The organism is Pontibacter chinhatensis, from assembly GCF_900113285.1.
GTDB classification, from domain to species: domain Bacteria; phylum Bacteroidota; class Bacteroidia; order Cytophagales; family Hymenobacteraceae; genus Pontibacter; species Pontibacter chinhatensis.
Genome location: NZ_FOOT01000001.1, coordinates 170,546 through 195,728 on the forward strand (window position 1 = coordinate 170,546; position 25,183 = coordinate 195,728).

Annotated in this window: 21 protein-coding genes; 13 read left to right on the top strand and 8 right to left on the bottom strand. The window is 51.8% G+C overall.

All coding sequences use genetic code 11. From position 1 onward, the window contains the following. Positions 1-52: 52 nt before the first annotated feature. From BM040_RS00710 to BM040_RS00720, 3 genes are all read right to left on the bottom strand, one after another. Positions 53-2,359, bottom strand: a complete 2,307-nt coding sequence (locus BM040_RS00710) for a S46 family peptidase (protein WP_092098038.1) — start codon at positions 2,357-2,359, stop codon at positions 53-55. Positions 2,360-2,601: 242 nt separating this feature from the next. Continuing rightward, entirely contained in the window at positions 2,602-2,952 is a 351-nt protein-coding gene (locus BM040_RS00715) for a YkvA family protein (RefSeq protein ID WP_245756057.1), read from the bottom strand. A 371-nt stretch (positions 2,953-3,323) separates the two neighbouring features. Then, positions 3,324-4,763 carry a PhoH family protein gene (locus BM040_RS00720; protein ID WP_092098041.1) on the bottom strand — a complete coding sequence of 480 codons (1,440 nt, stop codon included), beginning with the start codon at positions 4,761-4,763 and terminating at the stop codon, positions 3,324-3,326. A 268-nt stretch (positions 4,764-5,031) separates the two neighbouring features. Between BM040_RS00720 and BM040_RS00725 the strand changes: the two genes are divergently transcribed. Beyond that, positions 5,032-5,526: a toxin-antitoxin system YwqK family antitoxin gene (locus BM040_RS00725; protein WP_139217734.1), complete on the top strand. Its 495-nt coding sequence runs from the start codon at positions 5,032-5,034 to the stop codon at positions 5,524-5,526. 39 nt (positions 5,527-5,565) lie between these two features. Here the strand turns inward: BM040_RS00725 and BM040_RS00730 are convergent, their stop codons facing one another. After that, a complete protein-coding gene (locus BM040_RS00730) occupies positions 5,566-6,189 on the bottom strand; it encodes an AlbA family DNA-binding domain-containing protein (RefSeq protein WP_092098044.1) in 624 nt (207 codons plus the stop codon). 169 nt (positions 6,190-6,358) lie between these two features. Then, complete coding sequence (locus tag BM040_RS00735; protein ID WP_092098046.1) at positions 6,359-6,730, bottom strand: DUF3127 domain-containing protein; 372 nt, start codon at positions 6,728-6,730, stop codon at positions 6,359-6,361. Positions 6,731-6,904: 174 nt separating this feature from the next. Between BM040_RS00735 and BM040_RS00740 the strand changes: the two genes are divergently transcribed. Further along, positions 6,905-7,837: an isoaspartyl peptidase/L-asparaginase family protein gene (locus BM040_RS00740; RefSeq protein ID WP_092098048.1), complete on the top strand. Its 933-nt coding sequence runs from the start codon at positions 6,905-6,907 to the stop codon at positions 7,835-7,837. Positions 7,838-7,848: 11 nt separating this feature from the next. On the opposite strand, the gene BM040_RS00745 is transcribed toward BM040_RS00740, so the two are convergent. Both BM040_RS00745 and BM040_RS00750 read right to left on the bottom strand, forming a co-directional pair. Further along, positions 7,849-8,475: an HAD family hydrolase gene (locus BM040_RS00745; RefSeq protein WP_092098049.1), complete on the bottom strand. Its 627-nt coding sequence runs from the start codon at positions 8,473-8,475 to the stop codon at positions 7,849-7,851. 83 nt (positions 8,476-8,558) lie between these two features. Then, positions 8,559-9,458: a cyanophycinase gene (locus BM040_RS00750; protein ID WP_092098051.1), complete on the bottom strand. Its 900-nt coding sequence runs from the start codon at positions 9,456-9,458 to the stop codon at positions 8,559-8,561. Between the two features lie 318 nt (positions 9,459-9,776). Between BM040_RS00750 and BM040_RS00755 the strand changes: the two genes are divergently transcribed. After that, on the top strand, positions 9,777-10,265 hold the full coding sequence (locus tag BM040_RS00755) for a YciE/YciF ferroxidase family protein (protein WP_092098053.1): 489 nt from the start codon (positions 9,777-9,779) through the stop codon (positions 10,263-10,265). 148 nt (positions 10,266-10,413) lie between these two features. On the opposite strand, the gene BM040_RS00760 is transcribed toward BM040_RS00755, so the two are convergent. Next, a complete protein-coding gene (locus BM040_RS00760) occupies positions 10,414-12,312 on the bottom strand; it encodes a M1 family metallopeptidase (RefSeq protein WP_092098054.1) in 1,899 nt (632 codons plus the stop codon). Between the two features lie 326 nt (positions 12,313-12,638). Here BM040_RS00760 and BM040_RS00765 point away from each other — a divergent pair, with 326 nt between their 5' ends. The 10 genes from BM040_RS00765 to BM040_RS00810 all read left to right on the top strand — a co-directional run bounded on the left by BM040_RS00765 (position 12,639) and on the right by BM040_RS00810 (position 25,183). Further along, the gene (locus BM040_RS00765) at positions 12,639-14,381 is read left to right on the top strand and encodes a L,D-transpeptidase family protein (protein WP_092098056.1); all 1,743 of its coding nucleotides are present in this window, start codon (positions 12,639-12,641) and stop codon (positions 14,379-14,381) included. Between the two features lie 42 nt (positions 14,382-14,423). Further along, entirely contained in the window at positions 14,424-14,963 is a 540-nt protein-coding gene (locus BM040_RS00770) for a plastocyanin/azurin family copper-binding protein (RefSeq protein ID WP_092098058.1), read from the top strand. A 138-nt stretch (positions 14,964-15,101) separates the two neighbouring features. Next, complete coding sequence (locus tag BM040_RS00775; protein ID WP_175490939.1) at positions 15,102-15,773, top strand: Crp/Fnr family transcriptional regulator; 672 nt, start codon at positions 15,102-15,104, stop codon at positions 15,771-15,773. A gap of 448 nt (positions 15,774-16,221) precedes the next feature. Further along, complete coding sequence (locus tag BM040_RS00780) at positions 16,222-18,630, top strand: heavy metal translocating P-type ATPase (protein ID WP_092098061.1); 2,409 nt, start codon at positions 16,222-16,224, stop codon at positions 18,628-18,630. A gap of 82 nt (positions 18,631-18,712) precedes the next feature. Next, positions 18,713-18,916: a cbb3-type cytochrome oxidase assembly protein CcoS gene (ccoS, locus tag BM040_RS00785; RefSeq protein ID WP_092098063.1), complete on the top strand. Its 204-nt coding sequence runs from the start codon at positions 18,713-18,715 to the stop codon at positions 18,914-18,916. A gap of 428 nt (positions 18,917-19,344) precedes the next feature. Further along, a complete protein-coding gene (gene ccoN / locus BM040_RS00790; protein ID WP_092098064.1) occupies positions 19,345-21,534 on the top strand; it encodes a cytochrome-c oxidase, cbb3-type subunit I in 2,190 nt (729 codons plus the stop codon). Positions 21,535-21,624: 90 nt separating this feature from the next. Beyond that, positions 21,625-21,819 carry a hypothetical protein gene (locus BM040_RS00795; protein ID WP_092098066.1) on the top strand — a complete coding sequence of 65 codons (195 nt, stop codon included), beginning with the start codon at positions 21,625-21,627 and terminating at the stop codon, positions 21,817-21,819. Next, positions 21,816-23,021 (top strand): c-type cytochrome, encoded by a 1,206-nt coding sequence (locus tag BM040_RS00800; protein ID WP_092098068.1) that lies wholly within the window; start codon positions 21,816-21,818, stop codon positions 23,019-23,021. The genes BM040_RS00795 and BM040_RS00800 overlap by 4 nt, the downstream gene beginning before the upstream one ends. A 235-nt stretch (positions 23,022-23,256) precedes the next feature. After that, entirely contained in the window at positions 23,257-24,660 is a 1,404-nt protein-coding gene (gene ccoG / locus BM040_RS00805) for a cytochrome c oxidase accessory protein CcoG (RefSeq protein ID WP_092098070.1), read from the top strand. Positions 24,661-24,712: 52 nt separating this feature from the next. Then, a complete protein-coding gene (locus BM040_RS00810) occupies positions 24,713-25,183 on the top strand; it encodes a FixH family protein (protein ID WP_092098072.1) in 471 nt (156 codons plus the stop codon).

A 25,183-nucleotide genomic window follows, 5' to 3' on the forward strand; every position in this document is an offset into this window, starting at 1 on the left:
ATCCCCACCCGTAGCGACAGGTGGGGATTTTATACGTTATACTTTCTAAAACCTAGGCCTCAACCTCGGCTTTTTCTTTTTTCTTCTTTTTCTTCAGCTCTTTCTCCAGCTTCTTTTTTTCTTTCTTGGAGAGCTCTTTTTCGGGTTGCTGTTGTTTTCGGGCATCCACCTGCGGCAAGCCGGAAGTATCGTCGGTTACCAGCGTCATTTCCTCAACCAGGTGACCGGCGCCGGCAAACTTGTCCACGATAAAGAGCATGTAGCGCACGTCCACGGAGATATTGCGCACCTGGTCCGGGTTGTAAACGATGTCGCTCATGGTGCCTTCCCAGTTACGGTCGAAGTTGGTGCCGATCAGCTGGCCATTGGCGTTAATAATCGGGGAGCCCGAGTTACCGCCCGTGGTATGGTTAGAGGCGATAAAGCACACCGGCATCTGCCCGTTTACGCCATAGCGGCCGTAGTCCTTTTTCTCATACAGCTCACGCAGCTTGGCCGGAATAGCGTAATCTTCGGCTACACCCGAGGCGGCTTTCTCCATCACGCCTTCCAGGGTGGTGTAGTAAGTATAAATCACGCCGTCCACCGGTTTGTAGGGCTCCACTTTGCCGTAGGCCACGCGTAGGGTAGAGTTGGCATCCGGGTAGAAGTTCTTGTCGCTCTGCATCTGGCGCAGTCCGGCCACATACTTGCGGTAAAGCAGGTTCAGGTTATCATTCACCGAGGTATACGTCGGCATCACGTTCGCGCTGTAGTAATCTGCCACGGAGCTGGCCAGCACAAAGGCCGGGTCATTTTTGATGGCATCCTTGCCTTGTCTGGCCTCAGCCAGCAGCTTCTTCACGCCTGCCTCAGAAACAAAGGCTGATTTGGCAAACACGTCCTCGGCATACTTGGTGAAGTCGCCTTTATACTTGCTGCGCACCATGCTGAAGATCTCCGGGTGCAGCTTTGGGTCGATGTTTTTATAGTATAACTCCAGCAGGGCGGCAAACACTTTCTTGTCGGATGGGGCGTGGTAGTCTTTAAAATAGCTGGCTGCATAGGTTTCCAGCTTCGTTACCTGCGCATTGATGTCGCTCTGCGGAGCCTTCTTGGCCAGCAAGGCCTGCAGGGTGGTAAAGTTGTTGGCTAGCTTCACAATCTCCACGCCAAAGGCTGCCTCGTTAATATAGTCACGGGAGATGGTGGTGCCGTCGAGTGCCTTGTAGTTCTTCTCGAAATCGGCCAGCAGGCTGCCATACTCTTGCTGGCGCGCCGGGTCGGCGGCCACCCACTGGGCAAACTGCTGCTCCAACTTTTGCTTATTCTCAATGGCGTTGGCCTTGCGGATGCCGCGGTTCTCGCCGATCCACTTTTTCCAGGCGTTGGCGATGCTGGCATACTTGGCCGCATACTTGATACGCACCTCGTCCGAAGCCTTCATGTCCTTGTCCAGGATGTTGAGCTTTGTTTCGCGGATGTTGATCTTGTGCGGGTTGGATACCTCGTAGATCTCGCGCACCGCCTGTGAAGTAAGGTACTCGTTCGTGCGACCCGGGAAACCAAACACCATGGTAAAATCGTTTTCCTGGATGCCGCTCAGCGAGATAGGCAGGTGGTGCTTCGGCTTGTACGGCTTGTTCTCCGGCGAGTACTCGGCCGGCTCGTTGTTCGGGCCAGCGTAGATGCGAAACAGCGCAAAGTCGCCGGTATGGCGTGGCCACATCCAGTTATCCGTATCGCCACCAAATTTACCTATAGAGGACGGCGGAGCACCTACCAGGCGGATGTCCTTGAAGGTTTCGGTGATGTACATGTAGTACTCGTTGCCGTAGAAGAACGGGCGAATCACGGCGTTGTAGTGCGTGCCCACGGTAGCGACTCTGCCTACTTTGGAGATGTTGCGCTGCACGATGGCCTCGCGCTCAGCCTCGTTTTTAGCGATCTCCGTACCGGCCAGGATCTGCTTCGTCACATCCTCCATGCGTACGATGAAGGTGGCGGTAAGGCCCGGGTTGGGCAGCTCCTGCTCGCGGTTCATGGCCCAGAAACCATCGGTCAGGTAATCGTTTTCTACGGAGGAGTGCTGCTGAATCTGGCCGTAGCCGCAGTGGTGGTTGGTGAGCAACAGGCCCTCCGGCGAGATCATCTCCCCGGTACAGAAGCCACCGAACGAAACAATGGCGTCTTTCAGGCTCGACTGGTTGACGCTGTAGATGTCCTCCGCCGTGAGCTTCATGCCCTTGTCCTGCATCTGCGCCTCGTTCAATTGCTTGAGCAGCATGGGCAGCCACATGCCTTCGTCGGGAACGGCCGTGGATACGCCAACGCTCAGCAAAGCAGCCGCAAAAAAGGATAATATGCGTTTACTGATCATGTGTAAGTAGATTGATTGTTGTATTTAAGTGCCTAAAGTTAGCCATTTTTTACCTCTGATGGAGGAGTTTTAAAGGCTTACCAGGGCTAAATTGCACTGTAGGAGATAATGTGACAGCCCCGAAAGCGGGAAATCTTCTAATCCCTACTAAAAAAACAAGGGGCACCTGGCCTGAAGCCAGGGTGCCCCCGTAACAAAAGCGTGTAATCAGCGCTTTACGTTATATTTTTAAGATGCCGCTATCAGAAGCGCCCGATGTTCTCGTAGCTGGTTTGCACCTCCCACTCGCGGTACTTGGTAATCTCTTTGCTGAATGCATCCACAAACCATGCCATTAGGCTAATATCGTCCATCAAACCAAACACAGGTATAAAATCGGGGATAATGTCGAGCGGGGTCACCAGGTAGAGCAGTACTGCCACCCCAATCAGCATTGATTTTCTCGAGATGTCGCGGTAATCGCCCCGCATGTAGGCCCTTACCATCCGCATAAAGGTCATCATCACCTCCCGTAGTTGCAGGAATCCATTTTCTGGCCTGTTTACATCCACCAGCTTATTGTAGGCCGTCGTCAGCAGCAACCCTATCTTCATGGGTTTGGAAAGTAATGCCCCGGCTTTGCCTGTAAACCTCCTGAAAATGGGGTTTTGGGAATACTTGTACCCTTTCTGTATCCAATCTTGCAGCATATAGCATTTCCTATTTAATATCTATCAATATCAATACGTACGCCAACACAGGGAGTTAAGGGAGTGGGGGAGTTTAGGAGTTAGGGAGTTGGGGAGTTAGAAAGTTAAAAATCATGAGGTATACTTTCCAGCTTTCTAAATATAAAGGCAGGTTATATATCTTTCAATTCCCAAATTCTCTAGCTCTCCGTTTCCACAACTCCTAAACTCTCTAACTCTCTAACTCCTAAACTCTCTAACTCCCAAACTCTCTAACTCCCTCAACTTTCTAACTCCTACAGCAATTCATTTGCCAGATTTGCCAGCTCGGAGCGCTCGCCTTTTAAAAGGGTAATGTGGGCGTAGAGCGGGTGGTTGCGGGCACGGTCGATGAGGTAGGAAAGGCCGTTACTCTGCGAGTCAAGGTAAGGCGTGTCGATTTGATAAATATCCCCGGTGAAGATGATTTTAGTGTTTTCGCCCGCCCGGGAGATGATCGTCTTTACCTCGTGCGGCGTCAGGTTCTGGGCCTCATCCACGATAAAGATGATGTTCGACAGGCTACGGCCCCGGATGTAGGCCAGCGGGGTGATGACCAGTTTCTCCAGCTCCACCATCTCGCGCAGGCGCTGGTATTCCTTGCTGGTTTCCGGGTATTGGTTTTGGATATACTTCAGGTTGTCCCAGAGCGGCTCCATGTAGGGGTTCAACTTGGACTTGATATCACCGGGCAGGTAGCCGATGTCCTTGTTGCTGAGCGGCACTACCGGACGGGCCAAGTAAATCTGCTTGTACTCGCGGCGTTGCTCCAGCGCGCTGGCCAGTGCCAGCAGGGTCTTGCCCGTACCGGCCACACCCTGTACACTTACCAGTTTTATCTGCGGGTGGGTGAGGGCATGTAGCGCGAAAGCCTGCTCGGCGTTGCGTGGCTTCACACCGTACGCGGTAATCTTATCCACCCGCTCCAGGCGCTTCTCGGTTCTGTTGTAAAAGCCCAGCACCGAGTTTTTAAAGCTCTTCAGCACAAAATAGTGGTTGTCTTCGGGCTCCTGCTGCAGCACCTTGTCCATGTCGCAGAAGCCATGCTCGTAGAGCTCGTTTACTGCCTCTGCAGAGATATCCTCCAGGGTGTCGCTGCCGGTATAAAGGCCTGCCACATCCTGGATTTTGCCGGTCTCATAATCCTCTGAAATGATGTTTAAGGCGCGGGCTTTCAGGCGCAGGTTGATGTCCTTGGTAACCAGCACCACTTTTTTATCCGGCGTTTGCTGCTGCAAGCCAAGCGCTGAGTTGAGGATGTGGTGGTCGTTTTTGTCGCCGAAGGTATGGATGGCATCCACGCCGGAGACGGTGTTGTTCATGAGCACCTTAAAGTTGCCTTTATGGCGACCGTTCAGCGGAATCCAGTCCTGTAGTTTGTGCTCGGCCGAGAGCTTGTCGATGAAGCGGATAAACTCCCTGGCCTCAAAGTTCTTGATGTCGTTTCCTTTCTTGAAGTTGTCCAGCTCCTCCAGCACCGTGATGGGGATGGCCACGTCGTGCTCTTTAAAGTTTTGAACGGCGCTGTGGTCGTAAAGTATGACGGAGGTGTCCAGGACGAAGATTTTCTTGTCGTCTGTCTCTGCGGCTTTGGTTTTGGAAGTGTTTGCTTTTGTACGGGTTTTGCTGCCTTGGTTTTTAGGGGTGCTAATAGATTTAACGGCAGCGGCACTGGTTTCGGTTGTTGCTTTGGGCATAAGCGTGTGGTTAGGGTGAAACCTGATTTTAAGTATGTCTGCGAGGCGCTGCCGATGGGCAGCTATATAGTTGTTTACGATTTATTCGCCTGCCCGGCCGAACTTCCGGAGCGCAAGAGAGGAGATTTTTATAGTTGCTCAGGCTTTGCCAATCTATAGACTTGTTAGCTAACACTTTATACTTGCTTCTAAAGTATAACTAAAAATTTAGTTATACGTAAAATTTTTTATACTTTAGCCTGCAATCATATCTCAAAACCTCAGGATCATGGCAAATATTCGGGTTTCTATACTTTGTTTAGGCATGCTGTTGCTGTTCCTGCCAACGGGAGCAGCAGGTCAGGAGAAGAAGCGGCCCAAGCAAGAGGCGTTGCAGCAGAGGCTCGCCTTCTGGAAAAACAACCGCTTTGATAAGGAGGGGCGCTACCATGGGCGCTGGAAAGTATACTTGGGAGATGACAAAAAGCTGATACGGAACGGCCGCTTCCGGCATGGGGCAGAGGTAGGCAAGTGGAAATACTACTACCTGAGCGGCACGCTGTACATGCTCGAGAAGTATAACCGCCGCGACAACAGCATTCAGGTTAGCAAGTACTATGAAAACGGAAGCCTTGCCCGCACCGGGACGGCCCGCATCATCCGCAGCACGTTGAAAGACCACTACTACTGGTTCGGGGAGTGGCAGGTGTACGACGAGCAGGGCGCTTTCTCCCACACCGAAACCTATAAAGAGGGCAACCTGGTGAGCAGCACTAAAAAATAGAAGTATAGCCAGCTAAGTATAAAGCTGCGGAAATCAGCTTTACACCAGCGTGTAGTAGTCCTCTTTTTCCTTGTCGTGGAGGAGCAGGTAGCCGTGTATCACCAGCTTGACCAGGGTGCGGTAAGCGCGCCGCTCCGACAAGTTGGCCAGCTTCATGAACTGGCGAAGCGTGACGCGCTGGTGCAGGCGCAGGTATTCCAATACGGCTTCTTCGTGGCGGTTCAGGGGGAGGGGCTCAAACTGCTCAGGTTCCTGCTGCAGCACCTTGTCAACCATTTTGCTTGTCTGCACGCTGGTGTCTTTTACCCGCACGTAGCCGCGCCAGTCGTCTTCTTTTAGCTTGGCGAAGTGCGGTTTGTGAGCGCTCTCCGGAATCGTCACTTTCAGCACCACCTTACCGCTATCCTGCTCCATCTCCTCATACAGCAACTGCACCGGCGGGTCGCAGTAAAAATCGGCGGCCAGTTGCAACGTATGCTTCTCCTCTTCCGGGTCTACACCAGTTACATAGCCGTTGTCCTTCACACCCACCAGGATAACGCCACCGCGCGTGTTAGCAAAGGAAACCATGGTCCGAGCAATTTTCTCTGGCTTCGTCACGCGTTGCTTAAAGTCTACGCTGTCGTTTTCGCCTTCCCAGATCAGGCGTTGCAGTTCGTCCATAGTTGTAGGAGGGATTTAGATAATAAACTTAAAAGAAAAGCTATTGTTGCAGTGAAAACGGGCGATTCTATGGTCAGAGAAGTATAATTTGGAATGTGTACGAAACTGATATAAACAAAAAGCGAGCCGAAAAGGCTCGCTTTCAATGTTATACAAATAAGAGTTTGCCTTAGAAAGGCAGATCGTTGTCTGCGTCGCTGCTGTAGAAGGACGGGGCGTCCTGCTGCGGGGCACCCATGCCGGCACCGCCGTCAAAACCGTTAGACGCTGGCTCCATTCTCCAGGCCTGCAGGTTGGTGAAGTACATGGTCTGTCCGTTTTTAGTGAAGGGCTTGCCGGTCAGGTTGAAGGTAACTTTCACCTCGTCGCCGTTCTTATAAGAGTCCAGCAGGCTGCACTTGTCCTGCGTGAGTTGGAACTTCACGTACTGTGTGTAAGAGCCATCCGGAATCTCCAGAACAAACTCGCGCTTTCTGAACTTGTCGCTGATCTGTTGCTCTTCAAATACTTCGTACAGCTTACCTTGGATATCAAAAGACATAGTAATTAGGTTATTTTGTGTGTTGTCAATACAGACAAAGATAACTAAAATCCTGCTTATTTAGGTCCATTTCCCGGCATCAAATGTATAAAAAAGTATACCCGTAAACGCTGCCCGAACGGGTGAGGCTAAAAAGGCGTACAGGGTAGCAAACAAAGTATAAACTGACAAACAATGCATAAAACAGCGATTGCCATACATGGCGGGGCGGGCACCATCACCCAGGCAAACTTATCTCCAGAGCAAGACAAAGCCTACCGTGCCGCCCTGAAAAAAGCAGTGGAGGCGGGGCACCAGGTGCTGGAGCGAGGCGGCTCGGCACTGGATGCGGTAGAACTGGCCGTGGTGCACCTGGAGGACTCACCTTTGTTTAATGCCGGGCGCGGGTCTGTTTTTACGAAGGAGGGCAAACACGAGATGGATGCTTCCATTATGTGCGGAAAAACATTGGAGGCAGGTGCCCTGGCCGGCGTGCGAAGTATAAAAAACCCGGTGAAGCTGGCAAGGGCCATTATGGAGCACTCCGACCACGTGATGCTGAGCGGCTACGGGGCAGAGGAATTCGCGCTCTCCTACGGGTTGGAGTTTGCCCCCGAAGCCTATTTCTTCGACAGGTATAGGTATGAGCAGTGGAGCGAGGTGCGCGATTCGGATATTTTTATGCTGGACCACACCGCGCAGCGGGATGAGAAATTCGGGACGGTAGGGGCAGTGGCGGTGGATCAAGAGGGCAATGTGGCCTCTGCAACTTCTACGGGTGGCATGACGAACAAGCGCTACAACCGCATCGGTGATACGCCCATTATCGGGTCGGGAACCTATGCCAATAACCACACCTGCGCCATTTCCTGCACCGGCCACGGCGAGTTCTTTATCCGGGCGGTGGTGGCCTACGACGTGTCCTGCTTAATGGAGTATAAAGGTTATACCCTGCAAAAAGCCTGTGAGGAAGTAGTGCTTAAAAAACTGGTCAAATTCGGGGGAGAGGGAGGCCTGATAGCCGTGACCCCATCCGCAGAGGTAGCCCTGGTGTTTAACTCCGAAGGCATGTACCGCGCCAGCAAAAGCGCCGGCGAAGAGACGCTGGTGGCCATTTACAAAGAGTAGATTTTTATACTTTATTTATTGGCTAACAGCTCCCCAAGCTCTTTGAAGTGGGAGATGGCGTGGGTGGCGTGCGTGGTGTGGTTGCCGTTTTTGCTGTAAAGCACGGTAGTCAGGCCAAGCTCTTTCCCAGCCTTTATTTCCGACTGCGGGTCATCGCCCACTACCCATACTTCTGACGCAGATAAAGTATAACGCTCCAGTATACTTTTAAATACATCCTTCTTTGTCTGCTTTGTCTTGCTGGGATCTACGATGTGGATTTCCTCAAAGTCCTTTTCCAGGCTAAGTTGGTCTACTTTACTTTGCTGCATTTTGGTGTAGCCTGTTGTTACCAGAAACTTCTGATGCGGCATCTTGCGCAGGTGGGCGTAATCCTCAAAGGGAGGGAATTCCTTCTCGTAGGTCAGGTTTCGCAAAACGCTGTCCACCTTTTCCTCCAGCGACTTGCTGAACTTATACTTCGCCGCCACCTTCTGGAAAGGGATGCGCATCATGTCCTGCTTAATGTCCTCCAGTTCTCCTTCATAGTCCGAGCTGTTCTGCAGCACATCGAAAACAGGCTTGAATAACTCCTCGCCAATAGATGGCACAGGATAAATGGTATTGTCCAGGTCCAGGATCAGGGCTTTAACGCTCATACTTTATACTTTCTGGTAAATAGTTTTTGTATCTCCCAATACCTCTAGGGAGGGAAATATTATCTGCTTCTAAGAATGAGAGGCTATACTTTGTGGTTAACTTCCTGCAGACGGGTTTCCCAGTAGGCTTCCTTGCTTTTATAGAAGGTGCGGGAATTAATGTCATACAGGTTGCCTTTGGCCAATACGTGCATCAGCATGTGGTCGATGGCTACCGGGCGGCCTGGCTCTACCTCCTGTATGTTGGTATATCTCACCTCATGTCCATCGGCAATCACCACCAGGTTAGAGCCAATCGTTTCGATCTTGTGGCCCTCGGTTATCAGCACGCCCGTGTCTTCGCCCAGGCCAATCCCGATGGTTTTAGGATGTGTTACGACTGCCTCCATCAAGCGTCCGAAACGGCCCCGGATAACAAAGTGGGTGTCAATGATCACGCCGTCGATGAGGTTGAGGCCATGGCCCATTTTAACCGCTCCGCGCAGCAGTGATTCTGTCGCGCTGCCGCCCTTTATCATGTGCTTCGACATGGCCATAGCGCCTGCGCTGGTGCCGGCATACACAAAATCCTCATTCTGGTAGCGGTCTTTCAGCGTGTCCAATATTTCAGTGCCCAGGAACATGCGTGTGATGCGCGACTGGTCGCCGCCGCTGAACATGATGCCGTCGCAGTCGCGCACGCGGCGCAGGTACTCCGGCTTCTGCGCATCGTCCTCGTTGCGGATGTGCATCAGGTGCACGTTCTCTGCGCCCAAGATGCCGAAAGCGCTAATGTAACGTTCGCCCACTTCCTCCGGAATCATGGAGGCGGTGGTAACTACTTCTATATGAGGTTTTTTTGCCGGGATTTCTTTCAGAAAACGCTTCAATATGCCCAGCTCAAAAAAGTCGAGGTAGTATTTCTTCTTTGATTTTGGGTTTGGGTAAGAACCTTTATCCTCGTTACCGCCAATCGCAATCAGTTTTCCTTTTGGTTTCTCCACGGGTGTCGTTTTCTCTGTTTTAATTCTTGCCTATAAAGCTGCGCTGCGCAGGGCGAGCACACAATATGATTACAGTATTCAGCCAAAATCGTTTCATTCCGGGCAAAAGTATGGGCAAAGGGGCAGGGCTAGTGGGAGAAAGAGCTAAGGTTTATAAAGTTCATATATATGATTAATCATATTAAAAGGTTTGTTACTGAGAAATAAAATGTGTTTGCGAATAAAAAGTGATATTGGTAAACCCACCCGACATGAGCCCGTATAGTAGGTCTAAACAAGCAAAAAGCTTATTTAACAAACGCGTAACCTTTCCAAGCTATGAAACTAAACAATTTACAGGATCTCCTGATCCACGAACTCAAAGACATCTATAACGCCGAGCAGCAAATCACCAAAGCGCTGCCTAAGATGATCAAGGCGACTTCCTCAACACAATTAAAGAGTGCCTTTGAGGAGCACCTGATGGTTACTGAAAAGCAAATAGAGCGTCTCGATAAAGTGTTCGAGATGATGGGAGAGAAGTCGTCCGGGGAGAAGTGCAAGGCCATGGAGGGAATTATTCGCGAGGCCGAAACGATGTTGAGCGAGCGGGCCGATAGCAGTGTGATGGATGCCGCCCTTATTGCCTCAGCCCAGCGCGTGGAGCACTACGAAATTGCCGCCTACGGCACGGTTTGCACGTATGCCAAGCAGCTCGGCATGACTGATGTGCTGGACCTGCTGCATAAAACACTGGAAGAAGAGAAAATGACCGATGAGAAGCTTACCATGATTGCGGAGAAATCTATCAATCTGAAAGCTCAGTAAGAAACCAAAGATACGTAGGAAGGCTCTGTACCTTCACCTGGCTCCACCAAGCAGGTCAGAAGGTCACAGAGCTTTCCGTTTTAACAGACATAATAAAAAGGGGCTGCCATACTTTGGCAGCCCCTTTTAGTTTTAAGGTGAGCGGTAATTACTTCAGCATGTCGTCCAGGGTGACGGTGGCTACAGCGTGGTAGTTCGGGCGGGCTTTGGCATAAATGGCCAGGGCTTTTTTCTTGCCTTCCGGCGTGGCTGCCAGCGCCTTGTAAATAGGCACCAGGAACTTTCGTCGGCCCACATTCGTCAGGAACGTTTCCAGCGCTTTGTCGGCGGTCGTATACTTGTTGTTGATGGCATGGATGAACCAGGCGGCCAGCACCTCGGAGTTACCGGAGTTGGTAAAGTTAAAGGCCTTGTCCAAATCAGCCATCTGCTGCTGGCTCATGCCGGCAGGCAGCATGCGGATAAAGTGCAGCCATTCGTGGCTCGACCAGTCCTTTGTGTTAAGCTGTGCGGCGGGCGTGCCGTTCTGCCAGCTTTGGAAAGCCTCCTCTACTTTGGCAAAGCGGGTGCTGGTAGGAGCCTCAAACCCTTCCGGTAATCCCGGAGAGAAAATCCAGCCTTCTACGTTAATCTGCTTGGCCAGCTGCTCATCACCCTTTATCAGCTCGGTGCGCAGGAAGTTAAGGAATTTGTCGGTGTCGGTGCTTTGGAAAGCAAACGTATTGAAGTAACTGTTCAGGAACGCGTCGAACTTCTCACGACCTACTGCCTTCTCGATGTTCTGAAGGAAGAAATTCCCTTTTTCGTAGGCAATGTCTGTCAACCCTTCGTCCGGGTCGCGGCCTTCCAGGTCCAGCTTCAGGCGGGTGTCTTGGCTGGTTGCCCCCAGGTCGCTGATGGTGTTTTGCAGGTCCTGGTAGCCCAGCACATTCAGCATGTCGGCGTAGTCCTTGCCATATACTTCCTCCATGATGCGGCGCTCAAAGTATACAGTAAACCCCTCGTTCAGCCAGAAGTCGTCCCAGGTGGCGTTGGTCACCAGGTTGCCGCTCCAGCTATGCGCCAGCTCATGCGCAATCAGGCTTGTCAGGGAGCGGTCTTTGGCCAGCACGGTAGGCGTCACAAAAGTCAGGCGCGGGTTCTCCATCCCCCCGAACGGGAAAGAAGGCGGCAGCACCAGCAGGTCGTAGCGGTCCCATCTATACTTGCCGTACAGTTTTTCGGCGGCCACCAGCATCTTGTCCATCTCGGCAAACTCGTAGGTCGCGGCTTTAATGGTGGCAGGCTCGGCGTAAATACCTGTCTGCGGCCCAATCTTCTCAAACACCAAATCGCCCACCGAAAGCGCCATCAGGTAAGACGGGATTGGCTGCTTCATCTCAAAAGTATAAACGCCTTCCGCGTTCTTCTCCACCGGATTCTCGGCGCTCATCACGGCCAGCAACTCTTTTGGCACTTTCACCTTGGCGCTGTACGTAATGCGTACACCGGGGCTGTCCTGGATCGGAATCCAGGTGCGGGCAAGTATGGCCTGGGACTGCGTGAACAGGAACGGGTATTTTTTACCGGCTGTTTGCTGCGGGTTGAGCCACTGCAGGGCGGCTGCATCCGGGGAGGTTTTATACTTGATGGTTACCTTCCTGGTGTCCGGCTTAATGGTCACCGTTAAAGGGCGGCCCAGGTACTGCTGCTCCTCACCCAGCTCAAACGCTGTCTCCTCCTGGTTATCACCCAGGTATACTTTCTCTACCTGCAGGCCACGCGTGTCAAACACCATCTTGTCGGTGCCGGTCTTGTTTTCGATCAGGTAAGAGGCGGTACCGCTCAGCACCTTCTCGTTAAAGTTAACGTCGATGTCCAGGTCCAGGTGGGTAGCCACGGCTTCAGCCGGTTTGGCGAAGCTGTGCACGTCGTTCGGCGTTTGCTGCGTAGCATTCTGCGCTGCGGTCATAGTATCTGTTTCGTTAGTGGTGCTGGAGGAACAAGAGGCTAAGTATACGCTTCCCGCCAGGCCGAGCCCTAGTAAACAACGGTGGTAATATTTCATGGGTTTTGTTGCGATAATTTTTGGGTAAGATAGCTAATCCGCGCGAATACTTAAAACCGGTACCTGCGCTGGGTAAGGAACAGCGGGCTCCGGGAAGTATAAACCCACAGCCGGGGTTAGCCCCGGTATTGTATCATGAAAGTATAAAGTATAGCCTACCGAAGGCCAGAAAACATTTTGCCGGATTTTGAAGTACTAAAAGGTAAAATGCATCTGTAACCTTACTCAGCATCTTTAGCATTGCACTAAAATTATATTCTTCCAAAAGTATAAATCATCCTGACGGTTGCAGTGATAAAGTATGGCTGAGCAGTAAAATAGACAAAATGAGCCCTTATACAATAAGACATATCATGCTGGCGGCACTAACCCTGCTGCTGTTCGGCTTAATGGCCGGATGTAACCAGAAAGACTCTGGCGACAAAAAATCAGGCGGGATAGCCGACCTGTTTAAGAAAGATAAGCTGCCGCAGGCCACCACCGACAGCCTCTTTGTGAAAAGCTACCTGGCCAAACGTCCCGAGTTTAAAGAGCAAGAGGAACTGATGTATCAGTTCTACGGCGAACGCAACTACAAGCTTGCCTGGTTTAAGGAGAATGAGCTGGTGCCGCAGGTAGATAAATTCCTGGGCGTGATAGACTCCTCTTACGCCGAGGGCCTGGACCCCAAGCGCTACAAGCTGGTGAACTTCAACGAGCTGTTTAAGAAATATGAAGCGCTGGACGCCAAAGACTCTACCCGCCTGCAGCTGCAGCAGGAAATAGACGTGGCCCTGACGGCTTCCTACTTTAACTACGCCTCCGATTTTTACCGCGGCCGCGTAGACCCTACCTCAGACAACAGCGTGAACTGGGAAGTAAAGAAAAACAAAATAAAGCTGCACAAGGCTTTGCAAACCATCCTGGAGGAGCGCGAGAGCACGTACCCCTACTATGAATTTGAGGCGCTGCATGCCGGCTACATCCGGTTGCGCGATGTTCTGCAGGAGTACCGGGCGCTGCAGCAGAAGGGTGGTTGGCCTAAAGTAGAGCTCGGCGGCAAAAAATCCCTGCAGAAGGGCGATAGCGCCCAAGCTGTCGCGGTGCTGCGCAAACGGCTGAACCCTAACCAAACCATCGATCCGAAAGACAAACGCTACTGGCACTTTGATGAGAAGCTGGAGGCGCAGGTAAAGAAATTCCAGCAGCTGCATGGCCTCAAAGAAGATGGCGTGGTAGGTGGCGGTACCTTGGCCACCATGAACGTGCCCATCGAGGACCGCATCGAGCAGATCATGATAAACATGGAGCGCTGGCGCTGGATTCCGAAGCGCATGGTGCCGAAAAGCCTGGACCAGAAGTACATCTGGGTAAACATCCCGGAGTATAAACTCTACATTTACGAGGACCCTGACAACGACCCGGAGGCGGAGCGGGATTACAAGGAAGTGATGAGCATGCGCGTGGTAGTGGGCAAAACCATGAACGCGACGCCGATTTTCAGCGAGAAGATGGAATATGTAGTGCTGGCCCCGTACTGGAACGTGCCCAACAGTATTGTGGAGCGCGAGATAAAGCCCAAGATGCTCAACAACCCTGACTGGCTCGAGACCCAGAACATGGAGATCGTAACCAAGGAGCGCAACCCCAAACCGGTCTCGGCTTATGACATTGACTGGGAGAGCGTGACCGAGAAGAACTTTCAGTACATGGTGCGCCAGAAGCCGGGCCCTAAGAACTCACTTGGAAGTATGAAATTCCTGTTTCCCAACGAGCACGCCATTTACCTGCACGACACCCCGGCTAACGCCCTCTTCAGCCAGACGGAGCGTAACTTCAGTCACGGCTGCGTGCGCCTCGAAAAGCCCATGGAACTGGCCAAGTATGTGTTGCGGGACATGCCGGAGTGGGATGAGCAAAGTATAGAAGATACCATTAATGGGGGCGAGGAGAAATGGATCACCCTGCCGAAGAAGATACAAGTATACCTGGTATACTTTACCAGCTGGGTAGACGCCGAGGGCAATGTGCACTTCAGAGAGGACCTTTACGGCCACGACAAAGCCCTGAAGAAAGAATACTTTGGATAAGGAATCGGGGTGGCATGCAAGCGACCCACAGCAGTTAAGTTTATGAAAAAGCTATTGTTAAGCATCTTACCCTTGATGCTTATACTTTGGAGTTGCGGCCCGCAGGAGAAGGAAGCCGATTCCGAGGTTTTCACTACCCTGAAAGACACGGCAACCGCTTCCAGCGCCCCGTTGGTAGAGGAGAAGGACACCACCAAACAAGAGGTACAGGAACTGGAGCTACACGCCCTCGGCAACACGCTGGAGGAAATAAAGTATGGCCAGGATACGCTCCGGGTGAAAACCGGCGCTCTGGTAAAGCTAAAGTTTGTGAATGAGGGCATTGATATGCCCATGGTGCACAACGTGGTGTTTACCGCCCCAGGAAAGTATAAACAAGTGGCTCTGGCCGGGGCAAGTATAGGAGCCTCAGGCAACTACGTGCCCGAAAGCGAGGCCGTGATTGCCGCTTCTCCGATAGCCCTGCCCGGGCAAACGGTGGAGCTGGAGTTTACCGCTCCCACCACGCCAGGCATGTATGATTTCGTGTGTACTTACCCCGGTCATTGGAGCAAAATGCATGGCGTGCTGGAGGTAAAGTAGTATAAATGAGGGCTGTCGAACGTAATCTTTGGAAAGCTTGTTACCGGGAGTAGAGTTTATGGCAGTAAATTGCCTAATTTTGCACCCAACATACTTTTCCCTCACATGAAGTTCACACCACCGGATTGCCAACAATGTTTGAGCAGAAAGAATTCGCTGCTGGGCTGTTGCCATGGGCAGGAACTCGAGGATTTATCTGCCAGCAAGTCAAGCTGCCTGTATAAAAAAGGGCAGGTTATCTTTAGCGAGGGCTCAAAGCCTTCGGGCCTGCACTGCGTGCATTCCGGCAAGGTTAAGGTGTGCAAAATGGGCAGCGACGGCAAAGAGCAGATCATACGCCTGGCTAAACCGGGTGACGTGGTCGGTTACCGCGCCCTGATGGCTGACTCCAACTATTCTGCGTCTGCGGTGGCGCTGGATGATGCCGTGGTGTGCTTTGTGCCGAAATCCCAGTTCATGGACCTGATTCATGAGAACATGGATTTCTCGAACGGCCTGATGAAGCTGCTCTCTAAAGCCCTTGGCGAAGCCGAGGAGCGCATGACCCAGATGGCCTATAAGCCGGTGCGCGAGCGCCTGGCCGAGGCGCTGCTGCTGCTCCAGAAAACATACCAGCAAGGGGAGGGACAGGTAAACTTTACCATCTCCATTTCACGCGAGGATCTGGCAGCCATTGTCGGCACCGCGAAGGAAACTACCATCCGGCTCCTGTCAGAGTTTAAGGAAGAGCAAATCATCAGCACGAAAGGCAGCAGCATCACCATCCTCAACCCGGATAGGCTTTACAGTATTTGCCACCTCTACGATTAAAAGGATAGCCGGATCGGCATCATGAAGTATATAGAACGCAAAAGGCCGACTGCAGAACAGTCGGCCTTTTTGCGTTCGCATGGTCTATACGATACGCCAACACCATGTATACTTAACTAACTAAACACTAAACTAATCCTCTCTAAGTCGGCTTTGCGCCAAAGCTGTGTCAGAAGTACGGCACCTCAACAGTTCACTCTCGACCTCTTTCACAGCTTTGGACTTTTGTAGCTCCTTGTCTCACCTTAAACTACTGCAGCAAAGCATTTTTCTATAGCTAACCAGGCATTCGCTTTTTGGGCTGACCTTGTTAATTCTACAGTAGCAAAAGTCCGGGTTTTATATGGCCTGTGCACTGACAAGGATCAACTTCGAAGCTGATTATTGTCATCATTTGCGCAGGGGGCGGCATCTACCTTTGCAGAAACCATAAAAACCGACAATTGAGATGGAAGCCGCACTCCAAACCAATGTTCAGACCTGTTACCATTGCGGGGACTCCTGCGTGGAAGAAACGATTCTAGCGCATGATAAGACGTTTTGCTGCGATGGCTGTAAGACCGTTTATGAGCTTTTAGAAGAGAACAACCTCTGCAACTACTATAACCTGGAAGAGAACCCTGGCATTACCGGTAAAAAGCCGGTGGCAGAAGCCCGTTTTGCCTATCTGGATGATGCCGGCGTGGAAGCCCAGCTGATCAACTTCAAGAGCGATAACATTGCCAAAATCACGTTTTACATTCCGCAGATGCACTGCAGTTCGTGTATCTGGCTGCTGGAAAACTTGTTTAAGCTTAACCCGGGCATCTCGGAGACAACTGTAAACTTCCTGCGCAAAGAAGTATCGCTAACCTATTTCCCGCAGAAAACGACCCTCCGAGAGGTGGTGACCCTGCTGGCCCGCATTGGGTATGAGCCGGAAATCACACTAGCCAACACCGACGGTAAGAAAACCAGCAAGCCCAGCCGCACCATTATCTATAAGTTAGGCATTGCGGGTTTCGCCTTTGGCAACGTCATGCTGCTGGCCTTCCCAGACTACGTGGACTTTACCCAGGGACTGCAGCGTACGTTCGGCTCCTTCTTTGGCTACCTGAGCATTCTCTTGTCGATACCGGTGTTTTTCTACAGTGCCCGTGGCTTCTTCACATCGGCCTGGGAAGGCATCAAACAGCGCATGGTCAACATCGACCTGCCTATTTCCACCGGTCTGCTGGCGCTTTTCTTGGTCTCTATCTTCGACATCGTCACAGCGCGTGGCCCCGGCTACCTCGACTCGTTTACAGGCCTGGTGTTTTTCATGCTGATTGGTAAATATTTCCAGCAGCGCACCTTTGATAGTCTTTCGTTTGATCGCGATTATACTTCCTACTTCCCGGTTTCGATTACCGTGCTTAAGGAGAATGGCGAAGAGTCTTCCACGGCTGTACGAAACCTGAAGGTGGGCGACCGCATCCGTATTCGTAACCAGGAGCTTATACCTGCCGATGCGATGCTGCTGCACGGCCGTGCCATGATAGACTATAGCTTTGTATCTGGAGAGTCGGAGCCAGTGGAGAAGGTAGTGGGCGAAGTCATTTATGCCGGTGGCCGTCAGATAGGAGAGAGCATCGAACTGGAAGTTGTGAAAGAGGTATCGCAAGGCTACCTGACCCAGCTCTGGAACGATACGGTCTTCTCGAAAGACGAAAAGCAGAACCTGCATACCTACTCCAACATCGCGGGTAAGTGGTTTATCATTGTGACCATGATGGTAGCGGCCGGCGCGCTTATTTACTGGGTGCCACGAGATATGGACATGGCCATGCGCGCCTTTACCTCGGTGCTTATCATTGCCTGCCCCTGTGCACTGTCGCTGGCAACACCCTTTGTGCACGGGCACACCATGCGGGTGTTTGGACGCAACAAATTCTACCTCAAGAATACTGGGGTAGTAGAGCGCCTGGCTAAGATAGACACCGTTGTGTTCGACAAAACTGGCACCCTGACCGAGCCGAGCGAAGCAGAGCTTACTTATACCGGAAAACAACTCTCAGAGGCAGAGCAGCGAGCGGTGCTGTCTGTGATGCGCCACTCCACGCACCCGCTCAGCCAGCGCATCAGCGAGCAGTTAAAAGGCACCTCATCTCCGGTAACCGGCTTCCAGGAATTTGCTGGCAAGGGTCTGGTTGGCGAGGTGAACGGCATGCTGGTACGGGTCGGCTCTGCAGCATACTTAGGGGTGCCAGCTGAGAAACAAAAAGACACGCTCAAGACAACAGTGTATGTTTCTATCGATGGCAAGGTACTAGGCTACTATACTTTCTACAACGTGTACCGTGAAGGGGTGCAGCAAGTATTGCAGGAGCTGGGCGATAAAAAGATTGCCGTACTCTCTGGAGATAACGACCACGAAGAAGCCCGCCTGAGAGAGCTGCTTGGAAAGGAGGCCGAACTAAGCTTTAACCAATCGCCGGTGCAGAAGCTGGAGTACATTCAGCAACTGAAAGCCCGGGAAAACCGCCAGGTACTAATGGTGGGGGACGGTCTGAACGATGCGGGCGCTCTGAAGCAAAGCGACGCAGGTATTGCCCTGAGCAACAGCGTCACCAACTTCTCGCCTTCCTGCGACGCCATTTTAGATGCCAGTGCGTTCGACAGGCTGGGAACTTTCCTCAACTTCTCCAAAACGACCATGACCCTCATCCTATTGACCTTCGCGGTTTCGCTGGTATACAACGTGATAGGGTTAACGATGGCGGTTATGGGCCTATTCACTCCCATTGTGTCTGCCATTCTGATGCCGATAAGCACGCTCAGCGTGATGACCTTCGCCACACTCTCGGTGAAGTATGCTGCCAGAAAAGCTGGATTGTAATGATTAATGAATAATCAGTAGTGACTCTTCCAATCTTGGTCTTTCATCACTCTCAACTCATAACTCTTAATTCTCAACTAACATGTATATTATATTCTTAATGATAGCTATAAGCGTCACGGTAGCCGCCTGTTTCCTGGGCGCCTTTCTCTGGGCAGTTCGTTCCGGCCAGTACGACGATGATTATACGCCCGCCGTACGCATGCTTTTCGAGAACGACACGGAGCAGCAGGATACCAAGCAGCAGAAAAAGGGAAGCAAGCTTTACCCTGAAGCTAAAACCTGAGAACCCATTCACCCTAAGTCAAAATCATACTTTCCGCCTGCTGCTTTACTAACCCACAGGCTGGCCGGAAGTGCTGTACCCAAGAGTTAAAGGCTTGCAGAGGCACGGGCATGCTTCAGGTATAGTACCACAAGTAGAATTTATACTATGGTCTGTGTGCATGTGGCTTACTGACAGAAGTATATAGTTAAAACCTAAAGTATGAGTTAAGGGCAGGTTGTGCTGGCTATAGTTCGCGCAACTGATATCAATCACCTGCTAAAGTGACTTACATCATCTTTTAAAAAGGCATTCCTGCCCAATTTTGAATCCTGAAATAACACAGTAATCTGATCTCTTACCTTTCTGTCAGGCAGCACACTGTGACTTCATAGAGTACAATAATTAACTAGGACACAAACAATTAAACAAAACGGAGGACACCGCACATGTCAACTAATGCAGCTGAAGTCTTGGAAAATGCGCCCGACCGGGTTGTGCCGAAAGGCAAGGACCGGGGCGTGACCGACACGTTCTTTTATGACAATAAGATCGTTCGGGATTTTGGTATCGCCACCGTGTTCTGGGGCGTAGCCGGTATGCTGATAGGCGTCATCATCGCCTTCCAGCTGGCTAACCCAGACATGAACATGGGCACCCAGTATACCACCTTTGGCCGGGTTAGGCCGCTGCACACTAACGCCGTTATTTTCGCGTTTGTGGGCAACGCCATTTTTATGGGTGTTTACTACTCGCTGCAGCGACTTTGTAAGGCCCGCATGTATTCAGACCTCCTCAGCAAGATTCACTTCTGGGGCTGGCAGCTGATTATTGTGGCCGCCGTTATTACCCTGCCGCTGGGTATAACCTCCTCTAAAGAGTATGCCGAGCTGGAGTGGCCTATTGATATTGCTATTACCCTTATCTGGGTAGTGTTTGGCTGGAACATGTTCGGCACTATTTCCAAACGCCGCGAAAAGCACATGTACGTAGCCATCTGGTTCTACATCGCTACCTTCTTAACAGTAGCCGTACTGCACATCGTAAACTCCTACGCGCTGCCGGTTGATTTCTTTAAAAGCTACTCTGGCTACGCCGGGGTGCAGGATGCGCTGGTGCAGTGGTGGTATGGCCACAACGCAGTGGCGTTCTTCCTGACCACGCCGTTCCTGGGCCTGATGTACTACTTCCTGCCTAAAGCAGCTAACCGCCCGGTATACTCTTACCGCCTGTCCATCATTCACTTCTGGTCCCTGATCTTTATTTACATCTGGGCCGGGCCGCACCACTTGCTTTATACTTCGCTGCCTGACTGGGCGCAGTCGCTGGGTGTGGTATTCTCAGTGATGCTGATTGCTCCGAGCTGGGGTGGTATGATTAACGGCCTCTTGACACTGCGCGGTGCCTGGGATAAGGTGCGCGAGGAGCCGGTGCTTAAGTTCATGGTGGTGGCTATCACTGCCTACGGTATGGCTACCTTCGAGGGCCCGATGCTGTCGCTGAAGAACGTAAACGCCATTGCCCACTTTACTGACTGGATTGTAGCACACGTGCACGTGGGTGCCCTGGGTTGGAACGGTTTCCTGACCTTTGCCATACTTTACTGGCTGTTCCCACGCATCTATAAAACGGAGCTATACTCTAAGAAGCTGGCCAACACCCACTTCTGGCTTGGCACGCTGGGCATCCTGTTCTACGCCATTCCGATGTACTGGGCCGGCTTTACACAAGGCCTGATGTGGAAACAGTTCACTGCTGAAGGTACGCTTCAGTACTCTAACTTCCTGGAGACCGTGCTGCAGATTGTGCCAATGTACTACCTGCGCGGTATCGGTGGTATCCTTTACCTGAGTGGTGTATTTCTGATGGTATACAACCTGTACAAAACGGCTAAGTCTGGCAGCTTGGTAGCCAACGAAAGAACCGAGGCTCCTGTGATAGTGGTGTCTGTATCTAAAAACGCCGGTCACTGGCACTCCTGGATTGAGAAGCGCCCAACACAGATGGCTATCTGGGCAACCGTTGCCATCCTGATTGGCGGTCTGGTAGAGTTCATCCCTGCCTTCGTGATTAAATCCAACGTGCCGACGATTGAGAGCGTGAAGCCTTATACTTCGCTGGAGTTGCAGGGGCGTGACCTGTACATCAAAGAGGGTTGCGTGAACTGCCACACACAGATGGTACGTCCGTTCCGTTCCGAGACAGAGCGATACGGAGAGTATTCGAAAGCGGGCGAGTTCGTGTATGACCACAACTTCCTGTGGGGTTCCAAGCGAACCGGTCCGGACCTTCACCGCGTGGGTGGCAAGTACCCGCACAGCTGGCACTACCACCACATGATGGACCCAACTTCCATGTCGCCAGGCTCTATTATGCCAGCTTACCCCTGGTTGTTCGAGCAAGACATCGACCTAAGCTCAACAGAAGCCAAGCTGAAAACCCTGCAAAAGCTGGGCGTGCCTTACGAGGATGAGTACATCGCCAATGCTAACCAGGAGCTGATGGCACAAGCCACCGGAATTACGGAGCAACTGGCAAAAGAGGGCATCGAGGTGAAACCAGAGGCCGAGATTGTGGCCCTGATTGCTTACCTGCAGCGCCTGGGTACCGACATTAAGGTGAAAGAAGTAACGGAGTAGTAAACCTGACAAAGGACTGAGTGACAAAAGACAAAAGAGAAAATTCTCTGGTCTTTTGTCCTCTGTCCCAAGGTCGCAAATTCTAAAGAAATGTATAAGAACGTTTTGCAAGCCATAGAAGGCATCGAAATATACCCGATTATCTCGTTTGTCATCTTCTTCCTGTTCTTTCTGGGCTTGATTCTATATGTCATCCTGATGGACAAGAAGTACGTGCAAACCATGAGCAGCCTTGCCTGTACCGACGAAAACGAAGACACCACCACTGAATACGCAAGACAATGATCGCTGTAAAGAAATTACTTGGTAAAGGCAGTCTGGGCCTCGCAGCCGGGCTGCTGCTGATGGGGGCGACAAACGCCCAGGCACAGGACGCCGTGGCAGGAAAGGCCGTGTTTGACGCGAACTGCGCCGTGTGCCACAGCATTGATGCAGACGTGGTTGGTCCGGCACTGAGGGATGTGCATGAGCGCAGGGGCGATGAGTGGTTGGCCAAGTTCATCTCCAACTCGCAGGAGATGGTACAGGCCGGCGATAAGGATGCGGTAGCGGTGTTTGAGAAGTTCAACAAGATGCCGATGCCTGCCTTCAACACCTCGCTTTCTGAGGGGGATATCAGCAACGTAATTGCCTATATAAAAGAGGCAAGTGCTGCTCCAGTTGCAGCAGCTGTTGAAGAGCCAGCTGCTGCCGATGCCGCTGCTCCTGCTGTAGCCGCTGAGCCGGCCGAAGTAGCTTTCCTGGACCTGCCTCCGGTGCTGCTGTTCACCTTCGCGCTGTCCGCTGCCATTATTGTGCTGATGGTGCTGGTGGTGGTGCTCTTGTTCCGCCTCTTCATCCCGATGCTGGGCAACTCGATTTATGATGAAGACTTCCGCAGCTCCTTCGCAGGCCGTGTGCTGTTCCTGCTGCGCGGCGATGCGACGGTTGTGACGGGTAAAGCCAAGGACCACATCCACTCAGACCACGACTTCGACGGCATTCAGGAGTATGACAACGACCTGCCTCCATGGTGGAAAGCCCTGTTCTATGTAACCATCGTGTTTGCGGTGGGCTACATGCTGCACTACCACGTGTTTAAGACCGGCGCGCTGCAGACCGAAGAGTATGAAATGGAAATGCAGCAGGCCGCATTGCTTGCCGCCAAAAATGCGGAAGATCCTAATGCTGTAACCAACTACGAGGTGCTGACAGACGCTGCGGCCCTGGAGTCTGGCAAGAGCATCTACACGGCAAACTGTGCTGCCTGCCACGGGGCGGAGGGCCAGGGTACGGTAGGGCCAAACCTGACAGACGAGTACTGGTTGCACGGTGGCGATGTGAACGACATCTTCAAGACGGTTAAGTTTGGTGTGCCGTCCAAAGGCATGGTGCCATGGCAGGGTAAACTCACCAAGGACCAGATGCTGGAAGTGTCCAGCTACATCCTGAGTCTGCAGGGAACCAACCCGGCAAATGCCAAAGAGCCGCAGGGCGAAAAGATGTAATCATTGCAGATGCTAAAGTATAAGTATGGCAGGCCTTTCTCCGGAAAGCGCCTGCCATACTTATTTACACCTGTCTACTGATGATAATCACCTGGCTTTATGACATAAGTCATCTTTTAAGATAGGCGGAATTTGGAATTTTGTGGAGTCAGCAACATGCTCTTTCAGCATCTGATTTTCAGACTTTTTAACCTTTATACAGGCAGGAATAATATCCGCACAAATTACCACTGCCATGGCAATTAAAGCAAAACCTACCGATGAGTTTCGGGACCACATCTCTACTGTGGATGAAGAGGGTAAACGCATTTGGGTGTACCCTAAAAAGCCGAAAGGCAAACTATACAACTACCGCAAGTATGTAAGCTACCTGCTGCTGGCGCTGCTGTTTGCAGGGCCGTTTATCAAAATAAACGGGCTGCCGCTGCTCATGCTTAATGTGGTGGAGCGCAAGTTCGTTATTTTCGGGGTGCTGTTCTGGCCGCAGGATTTCTTCATTCTGGTGCTGGCTTTCCTCACGCTTGTTGTCTTTATCATACTTTTCACGGTGGTGTACGGCCGCGTGTTCTGCGGATGGGTCTGCCCCCAGACCATCTTCATGGAAATGGTCTTCCGCCGCATAGAGTATGCCATCGAAGGAGACTATACCAAGCAGCGCGCGCTGGATAAAATGCCTTGGAACGCGGAAAAGATTCTCAAAAAGGGCTCCAAAATCAGCATTTTTCTGCTGATATCCTTCCTCATCTCCAACCTGTTTCTGGCCTATATTATCGGGGTAGACGAGCTTAAAAAAGTAATTCTGGATGGGCCGCTGGAGCATAAGGCCGGGTTTGGTGCCCTGCTGCTGTTTACCGGGGTGTTTTTCTGGGTGTTTGCCTGGTTCCGGGAGCAGGTGTGTACCATCGTTTGTCCGTACGGCCGACTGCAGGGAGTAATGCAGGACAAAAAAACCGTGGTGGTGGCTTACGACTATACCCGTGGCGAGCCGCGCGGCAAGTTGCGCAAAAACCAGGAGCGCACCGAGGGCGATTGCATCGATTGTAACCAGTGCGTGCAGGTTTGTCCTACGGGCATCGACATCCGCAACGGGGCGCAGCAATTGGAGTGCATCAACTGCACGGCCTGCATCGACGCCTGCAACGACATCATGCGCATGATCGACAAGCCGGAAGGGCTGATACGCTACGAATCGGAGGAGGCGCTGGAGACGGGTAAGAAGTGGACTTTCTTTACAAACCGCGTGATGGGCTATACGGCTGTGCTGGCTATACTTCTCACGGCGCTTACTACGCTGCTGCTCACCCGCGACGAGGCTGAGGCGACCATTCTTCGTACGCCGGGGCAACTGTACCAGAAAGCAGAGAACGGTCAGATCAAGAACCTTTACAACATCTCCGTGATCAACAAAACAAACCACGAGATGCCGCTTACCCTGAAGCTGCTGGACAAGGAGGGCACCATTAAGGTGGTGGGCAACACGCTTATACTTCCGGCACAGGGTATTGTAGAGGGGGTATTCTTTGCCGAGATAGCCCAAAAGGAGTTGAAGGGCATGAACTCAGAGATAGAGATTGGGGTGTTTAACGGCGAGGAGCTGATTACCTCTACCGATACCAAGTTTCTCGGGCCGGCCAACTAAGAAATTATAAAACCCTCTTAAAGGGATACAGAAAGTATAAACAAACATCGAGATGAAAACCGCACAAAAAAATAATAGCTTTACCCTTTGGCCCTACATGATTGTGGTGTGCATGGTGAGTTTCATGGGCTACATAGCGCACTTCGTGTACCAGGCCATGAACCAGGATGTAGACCTGGTAAGCAAGGATTACTACGCGCAGGAAATTAAGTACCAGGACCAGATTGAGCGCGTACGGCGTACGCAGGCGCTGGGTGATGTGATGCTCAACTACAAAGCCGGGGACGAGGCCATACTTTTGCAGATGCCGGCTACGTACCAGGATATGAACCTGAGCGGCACCATTACGCTGTTTCGCCCTTCTGACGACAAGCTGGACAAGCAATTACCGCTGCAGCTGGGCCGCGACCACAGCCAGCTATTGGAGGTAGCAGACCTGGAGAGCGGGCTCTGGAAGGTGCGCGTTAGCTTCAGCGCCAACAACGAGGATTATTACACCGAGAAAACGATACAAATTAAGTAG